Origin of the sequence: Asaia sp. SF2.1 (assembly GCF_000505765.1) — a bacterium.
Taxonomy (GTDB): domain Bacteria; phylum Pseudomonadota; class Alphaproteobacteria; order Acetobacterales; family Acetobacteraceae; genus Asaia; species Asaia bogorensis.
On record NZ_AYXS01000001.1, the window covers coordinates 225643 to 249457 of the forward strand.

21 protein-coding genes are annotated in these 23815 nt (G+C 59.1%); 11 read left to right on the forward strand and 10 right to left on the reverse strand.

Features of this window, described 5'->3' with window-relative positions; all coding sequences use genetic code 11:
• Positions 1-2: 2 nt before the first annotated feature.
• Entirely contained in the window at positions 3-1505 is a 1503-nt protein-coding gene (locus P792_RS21655; RefSeq protein ID WP_161630795.1) for a glycoside hydrolase family 32 protein, read from the reverse strand.
• Between the two features lie 70 nt (positions 1506-1575).
• On the opposite strand from P792_RS21655, the gene P792_RS21660 reads away from it, so the two are divergent.
• From P792_RS21660 to mtnK, 6 genes are all read left to right on the forward strand, one after another.
• On the forward strand, positions 1576-2754 hold the full coding sequence (locus tag P792_RS21660; protein WP_023977343.1) for a hypothetical protein: 1179 nt from the start codon (positions 1576-1578) through the stop codon (positions 2752-2754).
• Positions 2755-2884: 130 nt separating this feature from the next.
• Positions 2885-5044 carry a discoidin domain-containing protein gene (locus P792_RS21665; protein ID WP_152530106.1) on the forward strand — a complete coding sequence of 720 codons (2160 nt, stop codon included), beginning with the start codon at positions 2885-2887 and terminating at the stop codon, positions 5042-5044.
• A gap of 77 nt (positions 5045-5121) precedes the next feature.
• A complete protein-coding gene (locus tag P792_RS21670; RefSeq protein ID WP_161630796.1) occupies positions 5122-7080 on the forward strand; it encodes a discoidin domain-containing protein in 1959 nt (652 codons plus the stop codon).
• A gap of 214 nt (positions 7081-7294) precedes the next feature.
• Positions 7295-8275, forward strand: a complete 981-nt coding sequence (locus P792_RS21675) for an aldo/keto reductase (protein ID WP_023977346.1) — start codon at positions 7295-7297, stop codon at positions 8273-8275.
• Complete coding sequence (locus P792_RS21680; RefSeq protein WP_031239889.1) at positions 8272-8988, forward strand: hypothetical protein; 717 nt, start codon at positions 8272-8274, stop codon at positions 8986-8988. Before P792_RS21675 ends, P792_RS21680 begins: the two co-directional genes overlap by 4 nt.
• Positions 8985-10178: an S-methyl-5-thioribose kinase gene (mtnK, locus tag P792_RS21685; RefSeq protein WP_023977348.1), complete on the forward strand. Its 1194-nt coding sequence runs from the start codon at positions 8985-8987 to the stop codon at positions 10176-10178. Before P792_RS21680 ends, mtnK begins: the two co-directional genes overlap by 4 nt.
• Positions 10179-10235: 57 nt before the next feature.
• Here the strand turns inward: mtnK and P792_RS21690 are convergent, their stop codons facing one another.
• Positions 10236-10730, reverse strand: coding sequence for a flavin reductase family protein (locus tag P792_RS21690; protein WP_023977349.1), 495 nt, complete (start codon positions 10728-10730; stop codon positions 10236-10238).
• Between the two features lie 198 nt (positions 10731-10928).
• Here P792_RS21690 and P792_RS21695 point away from each other — a divergent pair, with 198 nt between their 5' ends.
• Genes P792_RS21695 through P792_RS21705 form a run of 3 tightly spaced genes read left to right on the forward strand, consistent with a single transcriptional unit; the run spans position 10929 to position 13301 of the window.
• A complete protein-coding gene (locus P792_RS21695) occupies positions 10929-11246 on the forward strand; it encodes a DUF2849 domain-containing protein (protein WP_023977350.1) in 318 nt (105 codons plus the stop codon).
• Positions 11243-12913 carry a nitrite/sulfite reductase gene (locus P792_RS21700; RefSeq protein ID WP_023977351.1) on the forward strand — a complete coding sequence of 557 codons (1671 nt, stop codon included), beginning with the start codon at positions 11243-11245 and terminating at the stop codon, positions 12911-12913. The genes P792_RS21695 and P792_RS21700 overlap by 4 nt, the downstream gene beginning before the upstream one ends.
• On the forward strand, positions 12900-13301 hold the full coding sequence (locus P792_RS21705; protein ID WP_023977352.1) for a DUF934 domain-containing protein: 402 nt from the start codon (positions 12900-12902) through the stop codon (positions 13299-13301). The genes P792_RS21700 and P792_RS21705 overlap by 14 nt, the downstream gene beginning before the upstream one ends.
• A gap of 72 nt (positions 13302-13373) precedes the next feature.
• On the opposite strand, the gene P792_RS21710 is transcribed toward P792_RS21705, so the two are convergent.
• From P792_RS21710 to P792_RS21725, 4 genes are all read right to left on the reverse strand, one after another.
• Complete coding sequence (locus P792_RS21710) at positions 13374-14945, reverse strand: alginate export family protein (protein WP_200863444.1); 1572 nt, start codon at positions 14943-14945, stop codon at positions 13374-13376.
• Positions 14946-15079: 134 nt separating this feature from the next.
• Complete coding sequence (dctA, locus tag P792_RS21715; protein WP_023977354.1) at positions 15080-16459, reverse strand: C4-dicarboxylate transporter DctA; 1380 nt, start codon at positions 16457-16459, stop codon at positions 15080-15082.
• A gap of 366 nt (positions 16460-16825) precedes the next feature.
• Complete coding sequence (gene glk / locus P792_RS21720) at positions 16826-17800, reverse strand: glucokinase (RefSeq protein ID WP_023977355.1); 975 nt, start codon at positions 17798-17800, stop codon at positions 16826-16828.
• A gap of 148 nt (positions 17801-17948) precedes the next feature.
• A complete protein-coding gene (locus P792_RS21725; protein WP_023977356.1) occupies positions 17949-18755 on the reverse strand; it encodes an SDR family oxidoreductase in 807 nt (268 codons plus the stop codon).
• Between the two features lie 215 nt (positions 18756-18970).
• Here P792_RS21725 and P792_RS21730 point away from each other — a divergent pair, with 215 nt between their 5' ends.
• Entirely contained in the window at positions 18971-20170 is a 1200-nt protein-coding gene (locus P792_RS21730; RefSeq protein ID WP_051395782.1) for a GNAT family N-acetyltransferase, read from the forward strand.
• Positions 20171-20301: 131 nt separating this feature from the next.
• Here the strand turns inward: P792_RS21730 and thiL are convergent, their stop codons facing one another.
• From thiL to nrdR, 3 genes are read right to left on the reverse strand one after another with little or no spacing between them, the layout of a single operon-like run.
• Positions 20302-21270, reverse strand: a complete 969-nt coding sequence (gene thiL / locus P792_RS21735; RefSeq protein WP_023977358.1) for a thiamine-phosphate kinase — start codon at positions 21268-21270, stop codon at positions 20302-20304.
• Entirely contained in the window at positions 21248-21781 is a 534-nt protein-coding gene (gene nusB, locus P792_RS21740) for a transcription antitermination factor NusB (RefSeq protein ID WP_023977359.1), read from the reverse strand. Before nusB ends, thiL begins: the two co-directional genes overlap by 23 nt.
• Positions 21781-22284, reverse strand: a complete 504-nt coding sequence (nrdR, locus tag P792_RS21745; protein WP_023977360.1) for a transcriptional regulator NrdR — start codon at positions 22282-22284, stop codon at positions 21781-21783. The genes nusB and nrdR overlap by 1 nt, the downstream gene beginning before the upstream one ends.
• Before the next feature lie 73 nt (positions 22285-22357).
• Between nrdR and P792_RS21750 the strand changes: the two genes are divergently transcribed.
• Positions 22358-22840: a copper chaperone PCu(A)C gene (locus tag P792_RS21750; protein WP_152530107.1), complete on the forward strand. Its 483-nt coding sequence runs from the start codon at positions 22358-22360 to the stop codon at positions 22838-22840.
• Between the two features lie 141 nt (positions 22841-22981).
• Here the strand turns inward: P792_RS21750 and P792_RS38130 are convergent.
• Positions 22982-23815 (reverse strand): RQC domain-containing protein (locus P792_RS38130; RefSeq protein ID WP_023977362.1); only part of this gene is annotated, 834 nt, incomplete at its 5' end.

The window sequence follows — 23815 nt, forward strand, 5'->3', positions numbered from 1 at the left end:
GGTTACTCGGCAAAACGGAATGTGGCCGGGAGGAGCGCATTGATTTCGCAGGCGGCATCCGCGAAACATCCGGTGCCTGAAAGCGTGAATGGTCGACTCGGATTGCCATATGCCCTGGCGTTCAGCACAGTGCCAGCCGAGGTATATATCTCGATCACACTGCCATCGACGTAAATATCCAGCCCTGCATGAGACGACTTCTCGAGAGGCGCACGATCCTCGTTGCAGGAAAGTTCGCCCGGCGCAGCTACCGGATCGTAATCGAGATGCAGATAGCGATCCGTGTGGGCAAACACGATGCTCCCACTGCTCAGGGCAGGAAACTGGACCCGTATCCTGACCTGAGGTCCATCGACGCTAACCGCCCGGGTCAGCGTACCGTTGAACATTTCTTCGCCAATCAGGGTCTGCATTGACGGATGAATTCTGGAAGAGACCCTGCCCTGCTTGTCTGCAGTCAACACGCGGGGGTAGGACATGACGCCACTCCAGCCGCGTGCCGCTGCTTCGCCAGCCTGCCAGGGCTTTTCAGGCAACCATCCAAACACCGTGCGACGACCATGCGCATCACTGAAACTGCGCGCGGCGTAAAACCCGCCATAGCCGAGCACATCCTGTCTGGCTGGCGTGAAATGCCCGTGCTCATACTGCCCCGTAGTAATGTGCACGACTGAATTGATGGAAAAAATGAGGGCGTGGCACGAACCGAGGTCGAAGAAATCCGGGCATTCCAGCACATCATCGCCACCGTGCAGGTCAGAAGGCCCATAGAAAACGCGGATGAACGTCCATTTTACCAGGTCCACGCTCTCATAACGGAAAACAACCCCGCCCACACCTTCGATCTTGCTGCCGACCAGCATGACCCAGGTCTGCCCCTCACGCCAAAGCTTGGGATCGCGAAAGCCGCCGATATTGAGGTGATCTGGCCCACTGGCCAGAAGAGGTTCGCGATGCTGACGCCAATGGGTCATCGCACGATCTGAAACAGCCATGCACTGGATCTGGGGAGGCATACGGTTGAAACGAAAGCCGGTGTAGATCGCGACAGCGCGATCCCCATCAAGCACAACATCGCCTGTAAACACGCCATCACGGTCAGGCCCGTCACGCTGGGGAGAGAGCGCGACGGGCTGATAGGTCCAGTTGACCAGATCAGGGCTTGTGGCGTGGCCCCAGTGCATATTGTCCCAGATGGCCGCCTCCGGGTTCCACTGGTAGAACAGATGATACACACCATCGGCAAAGATCGGGCCGCAGGGATCGTTCATCCAGCCTCTCTGCGCGGTGAAGTGGCTGATCGGACGGAAGGGATCGGTGGCGATCATGTGGTCAGGCGGAAAACGCTGGGCCGCGAAAGCCCGGCCGAGCCCACCGCCAGCGATCAGAAGCGCCATACCCCCCATGAAAAAGCGGCGACCAGGTCCTGCAACATCACAATCGGGAATAGAGTTGGCAGTAACGACGTACCCCGAAGGCACGATTTGTTTTCCATTATCGCTCAACCTGCTTTTTCCTGATAAACTCTATGTTGATCACTGACTAATATTTAAACAAACACCGGACCAAAATGCGATGACCAGCCTCCATGCGCAAGCAAACACGCCTCGCAAGCTTAGCAGCTCGCTGACACGCGCCCTGGCTGCGAGCCTTTTGATTGCTTACTCCGCACTCAACGGCATGGCACACGCAACGCCGTCTACCGTACCCAACGCGGCTGAACTCCACCGGCTCCCGATCAAGGCAGAACTTACAAAAAAAACGACGTCGTTTCAGATTAAGAACCTTTATGCGTTCAGGCTACCCGATAATCTTCCACCGGACGTTAACTTCAGGGGGTTGGTTGGCACGATCTCGACAACCAGCGCCGCAAACCCTGCCTTGCATGGTGCCGTCAACTCGGAAACCCTGTTCGGCCTCGCCTATACCACCCAGGGCAATTGCCCTGTGTCCGGCCAGACGATCGGAAGCTATGCCGAAATCTATGCCCGGTTCCCTAGCCAGGGTCTTGCAGGGCTGATTCTCAAACAGGCGCGTCCGGGTACAGAGACTTTTCCTGTCGCCCTGCTTCTGCCAGAGAGGCTACCCATGCATATCAGGCCCGGCGGCTGTATCTTCCTCAGTTTCGACGGCACCGACTTTGCCAATCTGCCCTATACGATGCGCACTGACCTGCAACTCCTCTATGATACGGGCGCACCACGCTGGACGCAGCAAACCTATAGCGGTCTCGACTCAGAATTCATCGTGACCCCCAGCACCGCACGTGGACCGGTGCTCAATGCCTATGCAGTACTCCCCGTCTCGAGACAGGGACCGATCCATCCAGGCAAGGTCATCAGCCTCTACGGGAACGTTTCCGCCACTGCCCCTGCAGAATTTGCCAAAATTCCGGCGGGTCAAGGCACCTGGAGCGTGCGCGATATTGTCGTTATCTACAAGCATAATAGTTGCCAGCGCGCCTTTCCCGGTCATTCACCCAACAAGTTCATGTGGAATGATCGCAGCGGTAACGGTCACGCCCCCAATCCCAGCATGGCACTCGGCCCCGATGCTGTTAAGCTGCTTGAGGTGGTCCTGACGGGTAATGGCCTTGACTCAGTCATGAAGCAGGCCAATGCCATCGACACAGTTCCCGCCGAGGTCGAAGAAGGCGACTGCGTGGCCATTGCGATATTACCGAATGCCGTCAATCCCGCCATCAACGGTGCCGTCAACGTCGAAACCCAGATCAAGGTTGTCTCGACACCCTGACGTAGGGATACGCTGACTTTTTTCTGCTGATCTCCGGAGATGAGACGCATTCATCACCCTGTTATGGTAGGCTTTCCTGCCTTTTACGTTAGTATAGGACGCCTCAAAATTCGCCTCTCTGCTGGAGACGTTGCAGTACGCATCGCTTTTGCAATACTATGAAAATTCTCCACTATTATTTAAGATTAATTCCACAGCATTTGCGCTGCGCGAACTTGCGCATGCGATCGCCTCGGTGCTTAAAGCGCAAGAGAGACTGGAATTTTCTTTCTACCTGCAAAAGTGGTTCGGCATTTTTGCATTTCACAACATTCTGGGGAGCAGATTCGTGGACGATGTTACTGGCAAGGCCGTAATCAGCTCGAGCTCATGCACACGTCGAGCCGCGGAGAGTGATTTCAGATGTGAACGCCAATGGTTTCCCTGGTGGCAAATCACCCTCCCGGAAGTGATGTCTATAGAGGGTTTCTCTATTGAGGGGTGGCAGTGTGATGAACGCCACCCTCCACTGTTCACAATTCTGCTTTCGGATGATGGCGAGCACTGGCTGCCCATCTGGACCCAACCCCTGCACGAGCCAGTGACCACCAAATTATTCAGCGCGCATTTCTCGCGCGTGTACGCTGCGCGCCATATCAGAATACGTATGGACGGATTCAGCGAATTCGGCTTCGATCGGGTTCAATTCATCACCTCTCCAGCCGCGCCCCCTGTACAAAGCGTCCACGACATACTGTCGATGTGCCAGAATCAAGCGAGCGATAGCCGCGTGGTCTTTTCAACGCTTTTCAATGAAAGCGATGCCTTCCTTAAGCAGTATATCGACAATTTTCTGGCCTACACAGCCGAGAATGTCTGCCTCGCTCTCAATTTCCCTTCCGATCGCCAAATCCCGTCCTACCTCACGCGCATAAGTCCGCGGGTCCATATTTTCAATGGTCAGGTCAAGCGCGAAAAATGGGGACATACGCTGCTGGTTGGCCATATTGAGTCGTTTGAAGCTGCGCGTGCTGTCTTTCCAGACTTTCGCTATTTCGCAACCATGGCCTCTAATGGCCTGATGGTACGTCCTTTTGATCTGACTGCCGCGATATTGCAGCTTCCCCTTGCTGCGCGCGTGCCCGTCGCTTGCGAACGCGCCTACGAACTGGATCAGGAAGTTGATCCGATCGAGCCAACCTATCATGGCACTTGGATGTGGCATCATCTGAGAAACAGTGAGGGTTTCGGCAACTATCTGAAGACAGCAATGCACCTTGATCGCGTTTCTGTGACTCAGATCGAAGGTCTGTTTGCGCGCCGAGAAGACTGGGATCTATTGCAGGAGAAGAGAGCCGCGATAACCGGTCTGGAAAAATTCTTCTCCTTCGAAAATTTCATGGCTATCGAGGAATTACTACCTACCTCGGTATTCAACAGCGTCGGTAGCGGGGAATATACGCATATCTGTCGCGTGCTATGGTCAGGAACACGTCAGGCGACGGTAGACGACTTGCTAGAGATGGTCCCTCACCTCCCCGATCACCTATGCTCCGTTAAATGGTTCGATCGCTCCCCGGTGGCACAATCCACCTTGGCGGTGACGACAGACTGGGGACGCGCCCTTCTCACCAAAGCGCAAAACCAGGAGATGACGCTCAACAAGTTTCAGGAAACCACCCTGGCGTCCAAGCTGGTCGATCGCATGCACCAGGCAGAGCGTTTCGGCCCTTTGACGGATCGCTGGTGGAAGAAGGAACAGCAGGGACAATGCGGCTTCCGCTGGTCCATGCGCGAGGTTTCCTGCGAACGGCAAAGGATCGACCTGGATATCCCGGCATTCCGGGGCAATGCAGCATCGCCCGCATACCTCTACATGGAGGCAACCGGTCAGCGCGTTTCCTGCGCAATTTCAATCTATGAAACCGATCAGGGTGAGACAGCACTGCGGTTGTCCTGCAGCGCAATTTCTGAAGACGGCGGTCCGGTATCCGGGGTGCATCTTCAAGGCTACCTTTATCTCTCAGGCCTGCAAGGGAGCACAGTGTTCCGCATGACAATGCGCAAGGACCGCTGCGTGCCACCAGACATACTCTCACGGACCGTGTTCTTCGATGAATACGGCTACACCGTGGATTATGCTGACAGACTGGAGCGCGATCACGACATGGAGCGCCACTATTTCGTCCGTGAAGCACGACGGTCTGACGGACAGGTATGGATTGGGCTGCCAGTGTTCTGCAATGCAATCGCCGAAGTAACCCTGGCAGTCGGCCCTAATTTCAAAAGCAGCCGTAACGATCTGGTCTGATGAGTATTCCGATGCCCGCACTGATTGATCTTGCTCTTGGCCGGTCCGCAACCCAGAGCTCCAAGCACCCTGATATCGTGCTCCCGCTCAGTCAGGTCGCCGGTGAGGCGGTCCAGCCTGCTCATTCCGACAGCAGTTTCCACACGGCCTCCGAATGGTTCCCTTGGTGGCAGGTTGATCTCGAGAGCGTATGCCGTATCGAGAAGGTCATACTCTCCAATACCGATTACTGGCCGATAAGAAGCAAGATGTTCACCATTCTTGTTTCCATCGATGGTGAGGCGTGGCTTGAGGTCTATTCCCGAACCGACCACACACTTTTTGGCGGAGATGAAGACTCCGCCTGCGAAGTTTCCCTCACCACCCCTGCAATAGCCCGGTTTGTCCGGATAAGACTGGACAACTGGAACCCCCTCCACCTCAAGCGGGTGCAGGTTTTGGGCCGTACTCTCGACGCCAGTCTGCTTCATGCACCCAAACGCAGAGTGTTCCAAGAAGCAGCTGGGCCGACCGTATTTGCCACCAATTTCAACGAGGAAGATGGATTCCTCGAGACCTATATCGAGAATTTCCTGCATTTTACGGGTGAGGATTGCCACCTCATCGTGAATTTCCCTGCCTCACGCGAGATCCCAGATACAGCATTGACCGGCCATCCCCGCGTCCATGTCTTCAACGGTAGGGTCTCCCGGAGCAAATGGGGGGGGACACTGTTGCTCGGCCATATTGAGTCGTACGGAGAAGCTCTTCGCGTTGTTCCGAAGTTCGCCTATTTCTGCACGTGCGCCTCTAATGGCCTGTTTGTACGTCCGTTCAACGCCTCCGACGCAATCAGGCAGACCTTCGCAGGCAATGTAGCCCCAGTTGGTATGACAAGGCATTTTCTGATCGACGTACCGCTGGACGATATTCCGCCCGGGGAGGCCTGGGTGTGGGATAATATGCGAGCGTCAGAGAACCTCAGGCGCTATCTGGTCGATGAAGCCGATATTCCCCTCATGTCGCTCAATCAGATCGAAGGACTGTTTGCGACGCGCGAAGAGTGGAACACGCTTTACAAACGCCTGCCTGTGCTTGAAGCCTGTGCGGCGTGTTTTCCAGATCCGGTGCAGAGCACGCCGGCGCTCGAGGAATTTCTTCCGGTCACCTTCTTCCGCCGCTTCGGCGACGGGCGCTTTACAAATATCTGCCATATGCTGTGGGATCCCATCCGGGAGCTGACATTCCCGGACCTGGTAGCTTTTTCAGAAAAACTGCCCGCACATATGTGCCAGGTCAAATGGTTCAGTCGCGACGCTGACTCGATGCCGACGGCAGCGATCTCCAGAGACTGGTCCCGCGCTTTGCTCGCGGCTCTGAGCAGCGAACCAACGCCCTCTGCCTCGCATGAGTGGTTCCGTAACAGAGCCCTCGCGTGTCATTTCCACGAAGCCATGAAGATCCAGGAGTATTACACTCCACTGACCCGCGCATGGAGAACCGATGCGCGCTGGGGCCGTGTGCAATGGCTGATAGCGACCACGCTTCATACTGGCGACACTCAGGACATACCGGGCATCCCGGAAGCAAGCGCTGGTTCAGGCGAAAAAAAACAGCGATCTGTGGCGTGGCTTAAGGGAACCCCGCAGCTGCATCGGGACATGGAGGTGGAGGCCATCCTCGCTGAGGATGGGCACGCCACAACGCTTACACTCAATGCAGCACCTGTTGGGCGAAGACCCGGACAGCACGAATGGAGCGAAAGCAAAGCCCACCTGTTCCTTTCGCCCCTCCAAAGTGACAAGGCTCAGGTGTTCAGGGTTTCTCTCACCCGGCCATTTAAAGAGGCTACAGCCCAACTTCTGATGAGTACACAACGCTCAGACGGGGTTACTGAGAGCGCATGGCCACCAGTCCTTCAGGAAGATGAAGGGGATCGACGCCATTTCTACTTCCTCCGCCCGCACCACCATCTTGGGGGAATCTGGATCGGTATTCCGATGTTTGAAAACACATCCATCCAGCTGGAGCTCAGTTTCGGTATTGTTCCGGTCTGAAAATGGCTCGTTTCCCCCGTCGTCAGACCACCGGGAAAACGCGCGACAGGTCGGGCCGGGTCGGCGGGGGTACCCTCATACGGAGCGAAAGTGTGCGGTGGCAAAGAGCCAGAACGTGTCCTCGCCGTGATGCGTGAGGCCATTGCCACCCTTGCCGTGACCACGGCTTTCAACTGGCTTATGCTGCCGCCGGATCATGCCGCAGGAGTCTCGTATGCGCTATCGCAGTCTCGGCCGATCGGGCCTCGTGGTTTCCATCCTTGGCCTTGGTTGTAACAACCTTGGCGGACGCATAGACCAGAAACAGTCAAGCACGCTGGTTCAGGCGGCGCTCGATCAGGGTGTGACGCTGTTTGATGTGGCCGATGTCTATGGCCGCCGCGATGCCTATGCAGGCGCATCCGAGGAGGCTCTGGGCAAGGCCCTGACCGGCAAGCGTTCCCAAGCCATTATCGCCACAAAATTCGGCATGAAAATGTGCGCGGGCGATGATCCGTCCGCCCGGCACTCCGGGGCATCGCGGCGCTATATTCTTGAGGCCGTTGAAGCCAGCCTGAAACGCCTTGGGACCGACTGGATCGATCTTTACCAACTTCATTGTCCTGATCCACGCACCCCGCTTGAAGAGACGCTTCACACACTCGACGGCCTCGTGACGGCGGGCAAGATCCGCTATGCTGGCGTTTCCAACCTACCGGCGTGGCAGGTAGCCGATGCCTGTCATATCGCAAGGCGGGATAATCTGGCCGGTATCATCAGCTGTCAGGACGAGCTGTCGCTTCTGACCAGATCGGCCGGAAAAGAGCTTCTCCCTGCCCTGACGCATTTCGCGCTGGGCCTGCTCCCCTACTTTCCCCTGGCCTCAGGCATGCTGACCGGAAAATATCACCGGGACGCACCGCCACCCGAAGGATCACGTCTGGCGGCCTGGACCTATCTCCAGGAGCGCTATCGTGATCCTGCCACATGGTCCCTTATCGAGGCACTGGCAGAGCTAGCAGCACGTTACGAACGTCCCATGGCGGATCTCGCTTTCGGCTGGCTGCTGCACAAGCCACAGATTGGCAGCGTGATTGCAGGCGCCACATCAACGGCGCAACTCGAAGCCAACATAGCGTCCTGCGCAGCCCCTCTGGACGAACCGTTGCTCGAAGCCCTCGAAAATCTGCTCGAAGAACACGGAACACCCTCATGACCAGCGCCAGACACCCGGTAGACGCTCCGTGGAGCGTCACCGCGCTCTTACCGGACATTCAGGTAACCTGCCACGAGGCCCAGCCTCTGGTCGATCCCGCGCTTGAGATGGGCATCGACACAGTGTGGCAAGAGGCGTTGAAGAAACACCCCAGGCTCTACAATGGCCGCGTATTCTGCCTCTCTCAGCTGCAACACGACCGGTTGGACGGGTTCTGGTGCGAATATCGCTGGGTTCTGGCCCAGATGCGCGCGCCCGAGCTGGCCGACCGGCTCCAGCTGAGATCGCTGGCCGTTACCGGGCTCCTTGTCTGCCGCGACGGCATCGTTCTGGGTCGACGTAACCCGAACTCGCTCTATCTGCCCGGTTTCTGGCAAGGTGTGCCCGCCGGCAGCGTCGAGGCCCGCAGCGATAAGGATCCGATCGACCTTCGCGCCCAGCTCCTCGCCGAACTTGGGGAGGAAATCGGCCTGACCGACGCGGTCACTCTGACCGGTCCGTTACTAGCCTGCGAACATGACACCACCCATATCGTCGATCTCGGCTTTCGCATCGATACCGACCTCCCCTTCGAGGCCATTCGCGATGCCTGGCAGAAAAAGGCCAATGACGAATACGACCAGCTTGAATGTCATTCCCTGGATCGCATTGATCTGATCAGCCCGCAGGTATTGCCGACAACCCGCGCCATGCTGGAGCGCCTTGCCCAATGAGCACCTATCGCCCCCTCACAGCGTCAAGCCTTATCGATTATCTCGCGACACACCCTGCCCTTGCCGCCCGCCTTGGTGGTGAGGCCGTAAGCTGGACTGCCCGCGAGGTCAGTGACGGTAATCTCAACACGGTATTCATTGTATCAGGGCCGGCTGGCAGCATGTGCTGCAAGCAGTCCCTGCCCTATGTGCGCGTCGATCCTGCCTGGGCCATGCCACTTGAACGAAATCTGTTCGAGGCGCGCTGGATGCAGAGCGTCACGGGTGCGGTGGGTCATCAGATACCGGCGCTCTATCATCTCGATGAAGGGTTGTTCCTGATCCTGATGGAAAACCTCGAGACGCATCACGTCCTGCGTACCGCCCTGATTGCCGGTACGGCACCGGCCGGTTTCGCCGCACGTATTGGCGAATTTGTCGGCCGCACCGGCTTTGCTACGTCATGGCGCGCCCTGCCCTTCGAGGACGTGCATGCCCTGCGTGATGTGTTCTCCCGCAATCTGGCCCTGACGCGCATCACGGTCGATCTGGTGCTGACAGACCCCTACCAGAATGACTGCGCACGCAATCGCTGGCTTAGCCCGGAGCTCGACGACGCTGTCGCCTCGATTCAAAGCGACGCCAGCCTGCATGCAGCGGTCGAACGCCTGCAGGAGCGCTTCCTCTCGACGGGGCAGGCCTTGCTTCATGGTGATCTGCATACCGGGTCCGTCATGATCAACGGCGACGATGTCCGTGTGATCGATGGCGAGTTTTCACTCTATGGCCCGATTGGCTTTGATATCGGGATGTTCATCGCGAATCTGGTGATGAATGCCTACGCGCAACCCGAACATGATGAGTGGATGCGCGACGAGATCACCCTGCTATGGTCAGGATTCAAACGCGCCTATCTGGAGGCATGGAAGGCACCGGGAGCGAAAGGCGATCTTGGCGCATTGACAGGTAACCAGCCTGCAAGTGCGGAATATGCGCGGTTCTTCCAGCAGGTCATGCACGATGCGGCCGGGTTTGCCGGTCTCGAGATGATCCGGCGCACCATAGGCTTCGCCCAGATCGATGATTATGACTCAGCGCCGGACCGTCAGAGCCAGGTCGAGGCCAGGCGACGCGCCCTGACGACTGGCCGAGTTCTAATCCAGCGCGCAGGCCAGATCGGAACAACCGAGACGTTCCTCGATCATATCTGACCACCAAGTCGTTCAGTGGGCCAGTCTAGGGCCCACAGACGAACTGAAGGGTCTTGATCAGGCCTTGCGATAGGCGCGATCGAACCAGACAAGACCCGAGACCTCTTCGCGTGCAAATTCGGCGCCGAGGGGCTCGACGAAGAAAACGCTATGCGTACCGATTTCCTGTGTCAGGCTGATGCGACATTCCAGTGTCACCAACGCCCCTTCGAGAAGCGGCATGCCGAGCTCGCCTTTGCGCCACGCGCCACTGGCGAAGCGGGTCTCCATGTCATAGCGCGAGCTACCGAACAGGGTTGAGAGCGCTTCCTGCTCGTGCGCCAGGATATTGATGGCCAGCATGTTGTGACGCACCAGATGCGCGTGAGTCGACGCCGATCGATTGACGCATACGAGCAGCGTCGCCGGGTCATCGGACACGCTGCATACCGCAGAGGCCGTAAAGCCGTGACGGCCATTCTCGCCATCCGTGGTGATAATGGTCACGGCACTGGCCAGTCGCGCCATCGCATCGCGGAAGATTTCTTTGGACAGAGGGGCACGATCCGGCATCGTTCTGGCTCCTGGAATGTTTGTATGAACCCGTATGCGGCAATTCCACGTGGCTGCAAGGGGGCAGAGCAGATTTCCACGGCCGGGTCACGGTTTGATGCCTTGCCCCCGAAGTGGTTCTCTGAGATATAATTACACGATCAGCGTGGATAGTTTATAAACCACGCCAGTCTCAGTTCAAGCAAGGCGGAATGGTGGATGAAACGGGCGATACGCATAGGCGCCGGAGAAGCTCTGGTGCTGACAGCCAACAGATTGCTGGATGGCCACATCGTATGGCGTGATGCCAGCGGCGCCTGGCAGCGTTCTATCGCTCATGCCGCCATTCTTGCCCCCGAGAACTACGAATCGGCGCTCGAAAACGCCATACAATCGGCACAGAAAGATGGTGTCGTCGGTATTTACGAAGTTGTTGTGCGCCCGGCGAAGGTCGCTGAGCCGGTGAGCGTGCGCGAGCGTATCCGGGCCTTCGGCCCCACGGTTCACCCCCAGTTTGCCACGGAGTTGGACGCATGAACGCCCCTGTCGGTCTCTACCAGTATCAAACGGCTGATCGTGAGTTTCTCGCCTCCCGCATCGCGGAATTCGAAGGGCAGGTGCAACGACGCCTGAGCGGTGAGCTGAGCGAGGATGAGTTCAAGCCGCTTCGTCTCATGAACGGGCTCTATCTTCAGCTTCATGCCTATATGCTGCGTGTCGCCATCCCCTATGGCGTGCTGGATTCCCGCCAGATGCGCAAGCTGGCCCATATCGGCCGCCATTACGACCGCGATTATGGCCACTTCACCACGCGACAGAACATCCAGTTCAACTGGATCAAGCTGGAGAACACGCCGGAGATCCTGCGTCAGCTTGCCGATGTCGACATGCATGCCATCCAGACCAGCGGCAACTGCATACGCAACGTCACCTGCGACCAGTTCGCCGGCGCTGCCGCCGACGAACTGATGGATCCACGCGTCCATGCAGAGATCCTGCGCCAGTGGTCCACACTGCATCCCGAATTCACGTTCCTTCCGCGCAAGTTCAAGATCGCGATTTCCGGAAGTCCGCAGGACCGGGTTGCGGCGCGTTTTCACGATATCGGCATACTGGCACGCCCCGGCGAGAATGGCCCCCTCTTTCGCATCTTCGTCGGTGGTGGTCTGGGACGTACCCCGCTGGTTGGTCATGAGCTATTCGATGCCGTGCCCGAAGCGGATCTGTTGATGACCCTCGAAGCCATTTTGCGCGTCTATAACGCCTATGGCCGGCGTGATAACATCTACAAGGCCCGTATCAAGATACTCGTGCAGGCGCTGGGTGTGGATGGCTATCGCGATGCCGTCAGGCAGGAACTGGCCCGCATGGACCCCATCCATTATCGCCTTGCCCCGGAAATTGTGGCGGCCATACGGGCGCGCTTCGCAGCCCCCGATCTGACGGTCGCGCCAGGTGGAGAGGAAACACTCAGGCAGGATCGTGCCAATCACCCGGATTTTGATCGCTGGGTGCGCAGCAATACCATGCCCCATTTCGCCCCCGGGCGGATTGCCGTGACAGTTTCCATCAAGCCGGCTGGCGGTATTCCGGGCGACGCAACCTCGGACCAGATGGACCGTCTGGCTGACCTCTCGGATCAGTTCTCTTTCGGTGAACTCCGCATTACCCATCTGCAGAATGTCGTGCTGGCCCATGTGGCGCAGGATCGTCTGCTCTCCCTGTGGCAGGCACTCTGCGAGATCGGGCTGGGCGATGCCAATAACGAACTGATCGGCGATATCGTGGCCTGCCCCGGCCTCGATTACTGCGCACTGGCCAATGCGCGCTCGATACCGATCGCACAAAAGCTAAGCGCCCGTTTCGCTGATAACGGCCTGCAGGAAGAAATCGGCAAGCTGCGCATCAACATTTCGGGCTGTATCAATGCCTGCGGCCATCACCATGTCGGGCATATCGGCCTGCTTGGGGTGGATAAACGCGGTGAGGAATTCTTCCAGATCACCCTTGGCGGGCGCGATGACGACAAGTCGCGCACGGGCGACATTCTTGGTGCGGCCCTGCCGGAAGATGACATGGTGGATGCCATCGCACGTATCGTCGATCGCTATCTTAGCGTTCGGGAGAAAGGCGAGCAGTTCCTCGACACATTGACCCGTCTTGGTGACGCCCCCTTCAAGGAAGCGGCTTATGAAACTGTTTGAACTGGCTCCTGCGCGCCATCCGGCCCCCAAGACGCTCGATATCATCCCGGTGGCGGAGATGACCGAAGCCACGCGGGCCATCCGACTCTCACCGGAATTCGACGTCGAAACGCTTGGGACCGCCATTGACCATCTCGATCTGATCGTCATCGCTTTTCCCATTTTCAGGGACGGACGCGGTTTCACGCAGGCGCGCGCCCTGCGCGAGTATTTCGGTTTTGCAGGCGAGATCCGTGCAGAGGGTCATCTGATTCCTGATCAGGCCCAGTTCCTGCGCAGTTGCGGCGTGGACAATGTACAACTCGCCGATGACGCCGACACGACACCGTGGCTGCGGGCGCTCTCGCTCTTTCCCGTGACCTATCAGGCCCGCCTCGGCCTGCACTGAACACAATGCAGCGCCGGGGGAGGATCGCTCCCCGGCGCGCTTCGAGAGACTCGTTCGGCAGTCGCCTTACTTTCAGAAGCGGTAATTCGCCCAGCCAGCCACGAAATCCGAGCTGGTATAACCAGCCCTTGTCAGGGCTGGCCCTGCCTGAAGATGCTCATAACGCCCCGTGAAGCTCAAACGGGGTGTCCATGTCCAGACGGCCTGAGCACGGGTGGATTGGGCCACGCGATAGGCCCTCGTGTTCTGCGTTCCCGAGAAGGCCGAGCCATTGGCCCGATAGACGGCATCGTTCAGGCTCGCTTTCCAGGCAAACTGGTGCTCAAGCGTGAGACGCAGGCTCTCTATGGGTGAGACCGTGACGTTCGGCGCCAGCGCCACCAGATTGGTGGGCGTCAGGAAGAGCTGGTAGCTGTAATAGATGTTGTTGCCAAAAGGTGCGAGCGCACTGCGCAATGTGCCTTTGCCATAGGCACCACCGCCGCTCGCGTAATCGACATGGAATCCGATCCTTGGCGCGGTAGGCTTCGCCCCTAGACGCCATGTCTGCGCCAGAAAGAACTGCCAGGCAGCAATTGTACGGCCATCGTAATGGCCACCCTGATAATTCCCCACCCAGTCGATGGTCAGACGCTGGACATCTCCCCAGAGCCTCATACCGTAATACATCCGGTCCTCACGTGCGGCGGCGCCGCCCCATACAGCGCGCCGGTTGCGCAGACGCCAGACAAACGGATCGAGATAGAGCTTTGATTTTCCCAGGAAATCATGGGGGATAACGAGCCCTCCAGTCCCCCCTGAGAAGCGTATGCCGCGATCGATTACATCGTCTCGCGCACCGCCCCGACCGAGGCTTGTGTAGCGGAAATCGAAAAAGTCGCCGCGTATGATCTTGCCACGCACCCAGAACCGCGTACCATTGAGCACGAAACGCAGTGTGTTGTTATCGCGCTGCGAGGTCATCAAATTGGCACCATCGGTAAACTCCTGCCGACCATAGCGTGCACCGAGGTGAACACGGGACAGCGGCACATTCGCCTCGGCGAAATACTGCTGAAGCAGGAGCTTGTTGCGCATACTGGCAGCAGGCACGCCGATATTGGGCCCAGATATCCCGCCATGCGCCAGTTCGCCGAACGCACGGAAATAACGCGTGACATGCAGATCAGCGCCCCCCACGAGGCGCATGATATCCTGTCTCTGCAGAGGCCCCTTCTTCAGATTGGGGTTGCTGGTCTGGTTGAGCCGAAGGCGCATTTCCCCCGACAGGGTCAGGTAGATTGTCTGGGCAGGGTTAAGGGGCAGGAATTTCAGACGGTCCAGCCAGTCACGCCGGTTTTTCGCATAGCGCATCCGGCTCCAGTCCTCAGCCCAGCGCGACAGGTTGTAGCCCGAGGTCGTCAGCCCATCGCCCGCTGCGGGAGCAGGATAGGTGGTCACAGCAGGCTCGGCCGGTGCCCGGGTCTGGAAAGGGTCAGGTGCCGGGTTATAACCGACAGAGGGCGCCTGCACGGAAGCGTTCGGCGAGGATGTCTGAATCCGCTTCGCAACCTGTGCGCCAGCCGGCGCCTTTACCTGCGGACTTACGGGCAAATCGGGCCCCGAACTGCCCGCATTGGCGCTATCAGGATGCAATACCCTCACGCGGGCTATCATGGGCCCCTGCGGCTGAGACTGCGCCAAGACAGGCTGCGCGCAAAGCGCCGACGAGAGACAAAGCAGGGCCGACGGACAGCGTCTGTTAAAGCTAATGCCTAGCATCACGAGGACAGTTCCGGTCAGTCGGTCAGCGCGGGGGAAGCATTCGCCGACCCTCCGCCGGGTTTGAGCGCCTCCGCCAGTTTGGCATCGTCCACCACGCCCTCCCATCGCGCCACGACAACTGTCGCAACAGCGTTCCCGATGAAGTTGGTGAGGCTGCGGCACTCGCTCATGAAACGGTCGACACCGAGAATCAACCCGATCCCGGCCACGGGAATGGAAGGCACGATCGAGAGCGTTGCTGCGAGCGTGATGAACCCCGCACCCGTGACCCCTGCCGCCCCCTTGGACGAGAGCATGGCCATGCCAAGCAGCAGAACCTGCTGGCCGAGACCCAGATGGATGTCATAGGCCTGCGCGATGAAAAGCGCCGCCAGCGTCATGTAGATGTTCGTGCCATCGAGATTGAACGAGTACCCCATTGGCACCACAAGACCGACAATGGCCTTGGGGCACCCTGCCCGCTCCATCTTGGCCATGAGGCTCGGCAAGGCGCTTTCGGAGGATGATGTGCCCAGCACGAGCAGAAGTTCTGCACGCAGATAGGCAATCAGCCGCAGGATCGAGAACCCGGCGAGACGGGCCACGACACCCAGAACCACAACAATAAAGACGATTGCCGTCAGGTAGAATGTCAGAACAAGCGTGGCGAGATCTGCCAGGCTCGATGCGCCGTATTTGCCCACCGTATATGCAATGGCGCCAAACGCACCGATCGGCGCGGCTTTCATCAGGATACCGACGATCCGGAATGCCACGGCCGAAATTTCGTCAAGCACATCGAACATGCGCGCGCCGCGCTCACCCATCAGGGCAAGGCCGATACCAGTCAGAATGGCAACGAAAAGCGCCTGCAGGATGTTTCCTGTCGTCAGGGCCGAAACGAAGGTGTCCGGAATGATGTTGAGCACAAAATCGACAAGGCTGCTCTCGTGAGCCTTGCCAATATAGCGCGCCACGCTGGCCGTTCCGGCAGATGACGTATCAATCGTGGCATGGAGCCCAGCCCCCGGACGAATGACATTGGCTGTTACCAGTCCGACTACGAGGGCGAGCGTGGAGAAGAACAGGAAGTAGGCGAAAGTCTTCGCTGCCACGCGCGCCACCGCCCTCAGGTCACGCATCCCCGCAATACCCGTCACGATAGTCAGAAAGATGACAGGAGGGATGATCATCTTGACGAGACGGATGAACCCGTCTCCCAGAGGTTGTAGGGCCTGCCCTGTCTGGGGAGCAAAATGACCGATCAGCGAACCGACGATAATCGCAACGAGAACCTGCATATAGGTATGCCGCCAGAGCGGAACACGCCTGGCGTGCTCATGGCTCGGCTCGTCACCGTCTCGCCCGTGTTGACCCGTACCTGGGGTACCTGCGATGGAATTCGGCTTCATCATGTCTGGTGTCCGTGGCAAGGCGGCGGCGCGGTTCAATATTACACAAATGTAATCAAGACAGCACTACGCTATCTCGTCACGCACGCAATGCACAATTTCTTGACATAGGGTGACAGCGCTTTCCCGGAAGTCACGATCACTTTTCGCAAGTGCGTTCAAACCAGCGAATACTGCCAGACTTGAACCGAACACTCATATCTGCGCTCGGAGGGTGCGACATCCGGGTTATCGGTTCGTATGACCCTGGCCAGCAAGCAGCAAGCGGAAGTAGTTCCGGGTGATAAGCATCGAAGCCAATGAAATCGGCTATTTCTTGTAAGAGAAAAGCGATGGTGCGCCCCGAACCACAGGGCGCACCCCTCAACCTCAGAGCGTCGGATGGTCCGAGGCGAAGGCAGCGGCGGCGCCAAACAGGCCGGGCTGAGGGTGAGTGATGATCTTGACCGGCATATCGCCCATCATGCTCTCGAAGCGTCCCTTCGCAACAAAGCGCTCGGCAAAGCCGGAATGGGGCAGACGGTCAGCCACGCGCAGGCCAAGGCCGCCAGCAATGACAACACCCTGGGCGCGATGGGCCAGGGCCAGATCACCCGCCACGGCACCAAGAGAGAGGAAGAAGCGCTCGAGAGCGGCGGCCGCCATCGAATCACGGCCCTCCATGGCCATCTCCCAAAGCGCCTTGTTGTCGCGCATGGTGATGGGCAGACCCTGCATCTCGGCGATGATTTCGTAGAGATTGGTCAGGCCGGGGCCAGATACGATGCGCTCGGCCGAAACACGGCGGAAGCGGCGGCGCAGCGCACGCAGGATCTTGTCTTCAAACTCGTCGAGCGGTGCGAAATCGATATGGCCGCCCTCGGTCTCGATCACAAAATACTGGCCCTTGCGGCGCAGCAGACAGGCAGCGCCAAGCCCCGTGCCCGGACCAACGATGGTCGTTGTGCCCTCGGTCGGCAATGGGCGATCGGGGCCACAGAGATGTTCGAGATACTGCTCGTCGATCTGGGCCACGGCATGACCGACCGCCCCGAAATCATTCACGAGCGTGAAGTCCTCCAGATGCAGACGCTCTGCCAGCATGGAGGGCTGGATGATCCAGGGGTTATTGGTCATCTTGAGCGTCTCACCCTGGATCGGGCAAGCGATGGCGATGCCCGCGTAACGGGGCAATTCACGACCGAGAGTACGGCCGAAGGCCTCCCACGCCAGGGCAAGGCTCGCATGATCTGCCGTACGCAGGGTCGTGGCTTCACCCAGCTCGACCACACGCCCCTGATCGACCTTGGCGATCGCAAATCGTGCGTTCGTGCCTCCAATATCGACGGTGACAATATCCTGCATTGCTTGCTCCAGTTTCCGGGGGCGATGTTCGATCCGGCAGGGGCCCGGCCCATCCCGAACCCATCCTCGAACATTTCGTGAGGAAGCAGTCGCAGGCTATCATCCCTGCGTCAACACCCCCACTTTGCTCCCTGCCGCCAAACATCGCTCACGCAGCGCTCTGTTTCACCTTTGCAAGGCGTAGCAGACGATGCGCCAGACCACGCGGCACGATCGCCGAGATCAGCTTGAGCAGAAGGAAGATGTGCGGGAAGACGAGAACCGCAGTATTCCGGCTGATCGCGGTCGCGATCTTTGCAGCTGCATCTTCCGCCGTGACGAGAAACGGCCTCGCGCCATCCAGCCTGCGGCTCATGGCCGTGTCGATATAGCCTGGTTCGATCAGCGTTACCCCGACATCATGGGGGGCCATCGCCGCATGCAGGCACGTGGCAAAGCGCGCAAGACCCGCTTTCGAGCTGCTATACGCCGACGCAAAAGGCAGATCATGATGAGCCGCAACCGAGCCGATCATGGCGATACGTCCCCGTCTGCGGGGGGCCATCCTAGAGGCGGCTTCCGTCGCAAGAATGGCGGGCACTGCATAATTGACGAGACTTGCCTCACGCACCGCTTCAACTGTCTCGGTCAGGGCATTTTCAGGGCGTATGTCTGATACGCCTGCATTGAGGATAAGCACATCGACCGGATTTTGATCGTCACACTGTCGCAGAAGCTGCAGGGCGTCATCGATCGCAGTGAGCGACAGGATATGGCAATTGACAACGCTGCCGCGCTCCCTGCACGCTTGGGCGACGGTCTCCAGACGGGAGGCATTTCGCCCCCACAATGTGAGAACGACGCCGGGTGCAGCGTAATGAAGCGCCAGTTCCTTACCCAAACCACCCGATGCTCCTGTGACAAGAACATGTCTTGGTGCAAAGTTCAGCTTTGCAAACCGCTCTGGACGTGACATTCAACGCGCTTTCGTAAATGAAACGGAAGGCCGGTCGCGCCATGGGGGCGAGCCGGACAGACCGCGATTGAGAGTGAGCCTTGTCGGAAGCAGAAGATCTCCGCCAGTTTGATGCCGACCAGGCTGATGCCGGACACGCAGGCTCCACACAGGCCGATACAGATCATCCTGCGGAGAGACACAGCGCGACGGTAGCGCCTAAGCATTCCCATGATATGCGATCTTTCCCATCTCCCTCATCTCCTGCGCAAGACAGGCCGAATGTCACCCCGGTGACGGTACGGCCCGTTATCTCCCGCAACGACCTCAAACTTTTCATCAGGCTCCCGCGGATACTCTACAAGGGGCGCGACGGCTATGTTCCTCCGCTGGATATGGAGCAGAATGATCTGCTCAATCCTGCCAAGAACGGCATCTACCGTCATGCCTCCGTGCGCTGCTTCATCGCCTGGCGCGACAACAAGCCTGTTGGACGCATTTCAGCCGTAGTGGATGGCAAGGCCCTGGAGGCCTGGGACGAGAAAATAGGCTGGTTCGGCGCCCTCGATGCCGTGTCCGAAACAGGCGTCGTCAAGGCGCTGCTCGATACCGCCGAAACCTGGTTGCGCGATCAGGGCATGGTGCGTATGCGCGGACCTGTGACCCTTGGCTATCATGGCGAGTCCGGTCTCATGATCACCGGCCAGAATGAGCCGCCAATGATCGGGACCCCTTGGCATCCCCCGGAACTCAACGGCCTTATCGCGGCGCTGGGCTTTGAGCCCACCCGCGACCTCCTGACCTTCAAGCTGGATCTGACTGAGGATCTGGACGAGCGTCATATCGTACCGGGTGCCCTGAAACCCGGCGAGGGGAAGCTAGGCGATGTCACGGTCTCGCATCTCTCCAAAAAGCAGATTGCCGCACAGGGCGAAGTGCTGAGGTCGCTCTATAACGATGCCTGGGCCGGAACCTATAATTTCGTCCCGCTGCAATCTTACGAGATGGAAGGCCTGATCCAGCAGCTCAAGCTGGTGTTGCGGCCCGAGCATTATGTCCAGATCGATCATGCAGGTGAGCCCGCCGCCATGGCGCTGGTGGTGCCCAATGTGTTCGATATTGCCCGAGGCATCGACGGAGCACCTTCACCGCTCGGCTGGGCCAGACTGGGTGCGAGGCTGCTGGGCCATCGCTTTGACTCGGCCCGTGTGATCCTGCTTGGCGTGTCTCACAAGGTACGCGGCACGCTTCTCGGTGCCCTCATGCCTTCACTCGCTATCGACGAGCTCATCCGCCGCCGTGCGACGCTGCCCTATAAAACGGTGGAGCTGGGCTGGATCCTCGACACCAATACACCGATGCTGAACCTCGTGCGCCGCCTCGTGCCTGAGCCCAACAAGGTCCATCGCATGTACGAAAAAGATATCGCTCAATAAGCACTCTTGCCGCGTACCCCGGCTCAACCGGGGTATCCAACCGCCCGAGCGCCCCCGCCCGCTCCTGAGCGGGGTCTGAACACATCACAGGTCCACGCCAGAAGCGACCGGTGTCCATGCGTTACCGCGCCTCAGAAATGCTGCCAGCCCGTACGTGACAGGCGCATCTCCTTACCCTCTCCATCCAGAACGGCAACACCGGAACCGAGGGTCACGCGCCCTATGCGGGTTGCCGGCACAGCTGCCTGCCTGGCTGCGCTCATGATGGCGTGTGTCTGCGACTCATCGGCTGCAAAAAGAAGCTCGTAGTCATCGCCTCCGGTCAGACAGGTTTCGAACCATGCCTCCCCGGCAGCGCGAGCCTGTGGAGAGCGTGGAACCGCTGCCGCATCGATTTCCAGATGCACGCCACTCTGCCTGGCAAGATGGCCGGCATCCTGAACAAGGCCATCGGAGATATCCATTCCCGCATGGGCGAAATCACCCAGAGGAAAGCCCGTGCGGGGCTGGGGAATACGGTAGCGCCCCGCCAGATAACCATCGGGGTCTGGCAGTTCGCCTAGCAGGGCCTGAAGGCCGAGGGCAGCATCACCAATGGTGCCTGTGACCCACAGAACGTCGCCGAGTCGGGCACCTCCCCGCCGCACGGCCTTTCCACGCGGCACTTCACCCAGGATGGTCAGACTTAGGACCAGTGGGCCACGCGTGCTGGTCGTGTCTCCCCCCAGCAGATGGACATCGAAAATGGCCTGATCCTGCACGAGCCCCGCGCTGAAACTGGCAAACCACTGATCGTCGAACGCCGCAGGGCGGCTGATATTCATCAGATAGCCGCGCGGCCTTGCGCCCATCGCTGCACAGTCAGACAAGCTGACACGCAGCAATTTGCGGCTGATCGTCTCGGCCGGGTCGTCAGGCAGGAAATGGACGGCCTCGACCAGGGTATCGGTCGAGAGTATCAGTTCGCGGTCCTCAGCCAGATCGATCAGCGCCGCATCATCGCCAAGCGCCAGAGCGCCCTCACCCGCCAGCGGACGAAAGAACCTGTCGATGAAGTCGAACTCGCCGCCGCTCATTTCAGACCGGTTCTGATCCGTCATGCCCGGCATCATCGCCTTCCGCATTGCCCTGCACGGGGGCAGCCGGACGGGTCAGCGCATCGAGCACGCCATTGACGAGACGGGCTTCATCTCCTGAAAAGAAACCGTGCGCTACATCGAGATATTCGTTGATGACAACGCGCGCCGGGACATCCTCACCGAGCTCCCAAGCGCCCGCACGCAACAGGGCACGCAGCACGGGATCCAGGCGGTTGAGTGGCCAGTTGGCGGGCAGAGCCGCCGCCAACGTTGTGTCGATACGATCCTGGGCGAGCGTCACGCCTTTGACGATCATACCGAAAAGGCGGAAATCGGCGTCAGGCACATAGCCATCCTCAAAGCCGCTGCCCCGGTCATCGGCCAGACGGTGACGCTGGAACTGGCTGATGACCGTCTCGGCATTCTCTCCCCCCTGTTCGCACTGGAACAACGCCTGAACGGCGGCCACACGGGCTACGGTGCGCGAACGTTTCGGCTGGTTTTTGGTCTTGGTCTCATCAGTCATCGTCATCACCCCTTGTCTTTTCCGCGCTTGACCGGCGGGAGTGGCAGTTCAGCTTCCTCACCGGGACGCATATCCGTCAGCAGCTTCGAAAAAGCCTCAACCTCTCGAAAATCGCGATATACACTTGCAAAGCGCACATAAGCGACACCGTCGATGCTGTGCAATGCATCCATTGCCAATTCGCCAATACGCGCCGAAGAAATTTCTGCTTCACCGGAAGCCTCGAGCTGGCGCACCAAGCCGTTGACGATCCGCTCCTGACGCTCTTCCTCCACCGGACGCTTGCGCAGGGCGATACGGATCGAGCGGGCCAGCTTGTCACGGTCGAAAGGCACCCGCCGACCGTCCATCTTCGTCACGACCAACTCGCGCAGCTGCACGCGCTCGATCGTCGTAAAACGCTGGGCGCAGGCAGCACAGACACGTCTGCGCCGAATTGCCGCACCATCGTCAGTCGAACGACTATCCTTGACCTGCGTATCTTCATGGCCGCAGAACGGGCAGTTCATGAGAGTTTCCCCCTGATGGGCAGATGATGGCACGGGCCGGCGAAACGAGCCGGGCGCAGAAAGGAGCGTATCAGTGAAAAGAGTGCAAGCTATTCCAGCACTGCTCATGACAGTTTGCGTGACAGGGGCGCTGCTCTTTCCGGCGGGAGCACAGGCCCAGACCGACGACACCAACGTCCCCGGACAGAAGAACGCCAATCGCGATATCACCATCGAAGGATGGATACGCCGAGCCAAGCATTACCCGGGGCTGGCCGCCGCCTATTTCACGGTCGTCAACAAGGGGCATGAGGCCCACCTGATTTCAGGCGTCAGCTCCCCTGATTGCGCCGCCATTGAAGCATTTCACAGCGAGCAGGAGGTGACGAGTCACACTGCCAACCTGTTTTCGCATTTCACCATTCCTGCCGATATGACAATGGTCTTCCCTGAGGGAGGCTACCATCTGATCTGCCGCAACTTCCCCGACACGATCAAGACAGGCGAGAGTGTTCCGCTGACCTTCAAGTTTCTTGGCGGCACATCGACGACGGTGAATTTCACCCTCAAGGACTAGAGGTAACAATCCGGGCCGGGTGACGAGCGAAGAGGAGCACGCGTGAGGGACACAACCTCGCTCAATGCCCCTCCCACCCGGGGCCGGACTGTGGGCCTGCGCCTTCAGAGCCGTCATGGGGCGGTCGTACCACGATTGCCTTCAGTCGCCCTCCAGCGCGGCTATCACGGCATCACCGTAGCGCTTGAGCTTCGATGCCCCTACGCCCTTGATGTCTGAGAGGGCTTCGACAGAGTCGGGGTTTTCCCGGGCGATTTCGGTCAGGACCGCGTCATGAAAGATGACATAGGGCGGGATTTCCTGCTCACGAGCTTCCTCGCGTCGCCACCGGCGCAGAGCCTCGAAACGTGCGCGTTCCTCCTCGTCCAGCGCGTCCACAATCGATGCAGCCGGCGCATTACGCGCAGTGAAGCCTTGCGCCTTCATGGGGTCGCTGCGCAGACGCAGCTTTTCCTCGCCACGCAGGATCGGGCGAGCCGCGTCGACATCCAGCCCTAATGTACCGTGCTCGCCACTCATCCTGATGGCCCCGCGCGCAATAAGCTGACGGATCACACCGCGCCACCACTGTTCCGAATGGTCCTTGCCGACACCGAACACGGTGAGATGCTGATGGGCGTGACGCTCAATCGCCTCAGTCAGCTTGCCACGGAGAACCGTCGTGAGATGAACGGCGCCAAAGCGCTGGCCGGTGCGGTAGATCGTGGAAAGCACTTTCTGCGCGGCCTCAGTGCCATCAAATGTCTCCGCAGGCGTCCTGCAATTATCGCAATGCCCGCAGGGAGTCGGCAAGGCTTCACCAAAGCAGGCAAGCAGGGCCTGCGTACGACAGCCGACGGTTTCTGTCAGCGCGATCATGCTCTCCAGACGCGCCTGCATGACGCGCTTTTCTGTCTCTGGCGCGTTCGACTGCTCCAGCCAGTAACGCGCCCGCGCCATATCCTCACCGCCATAGAGCAGGAGAGTATCGGCGGG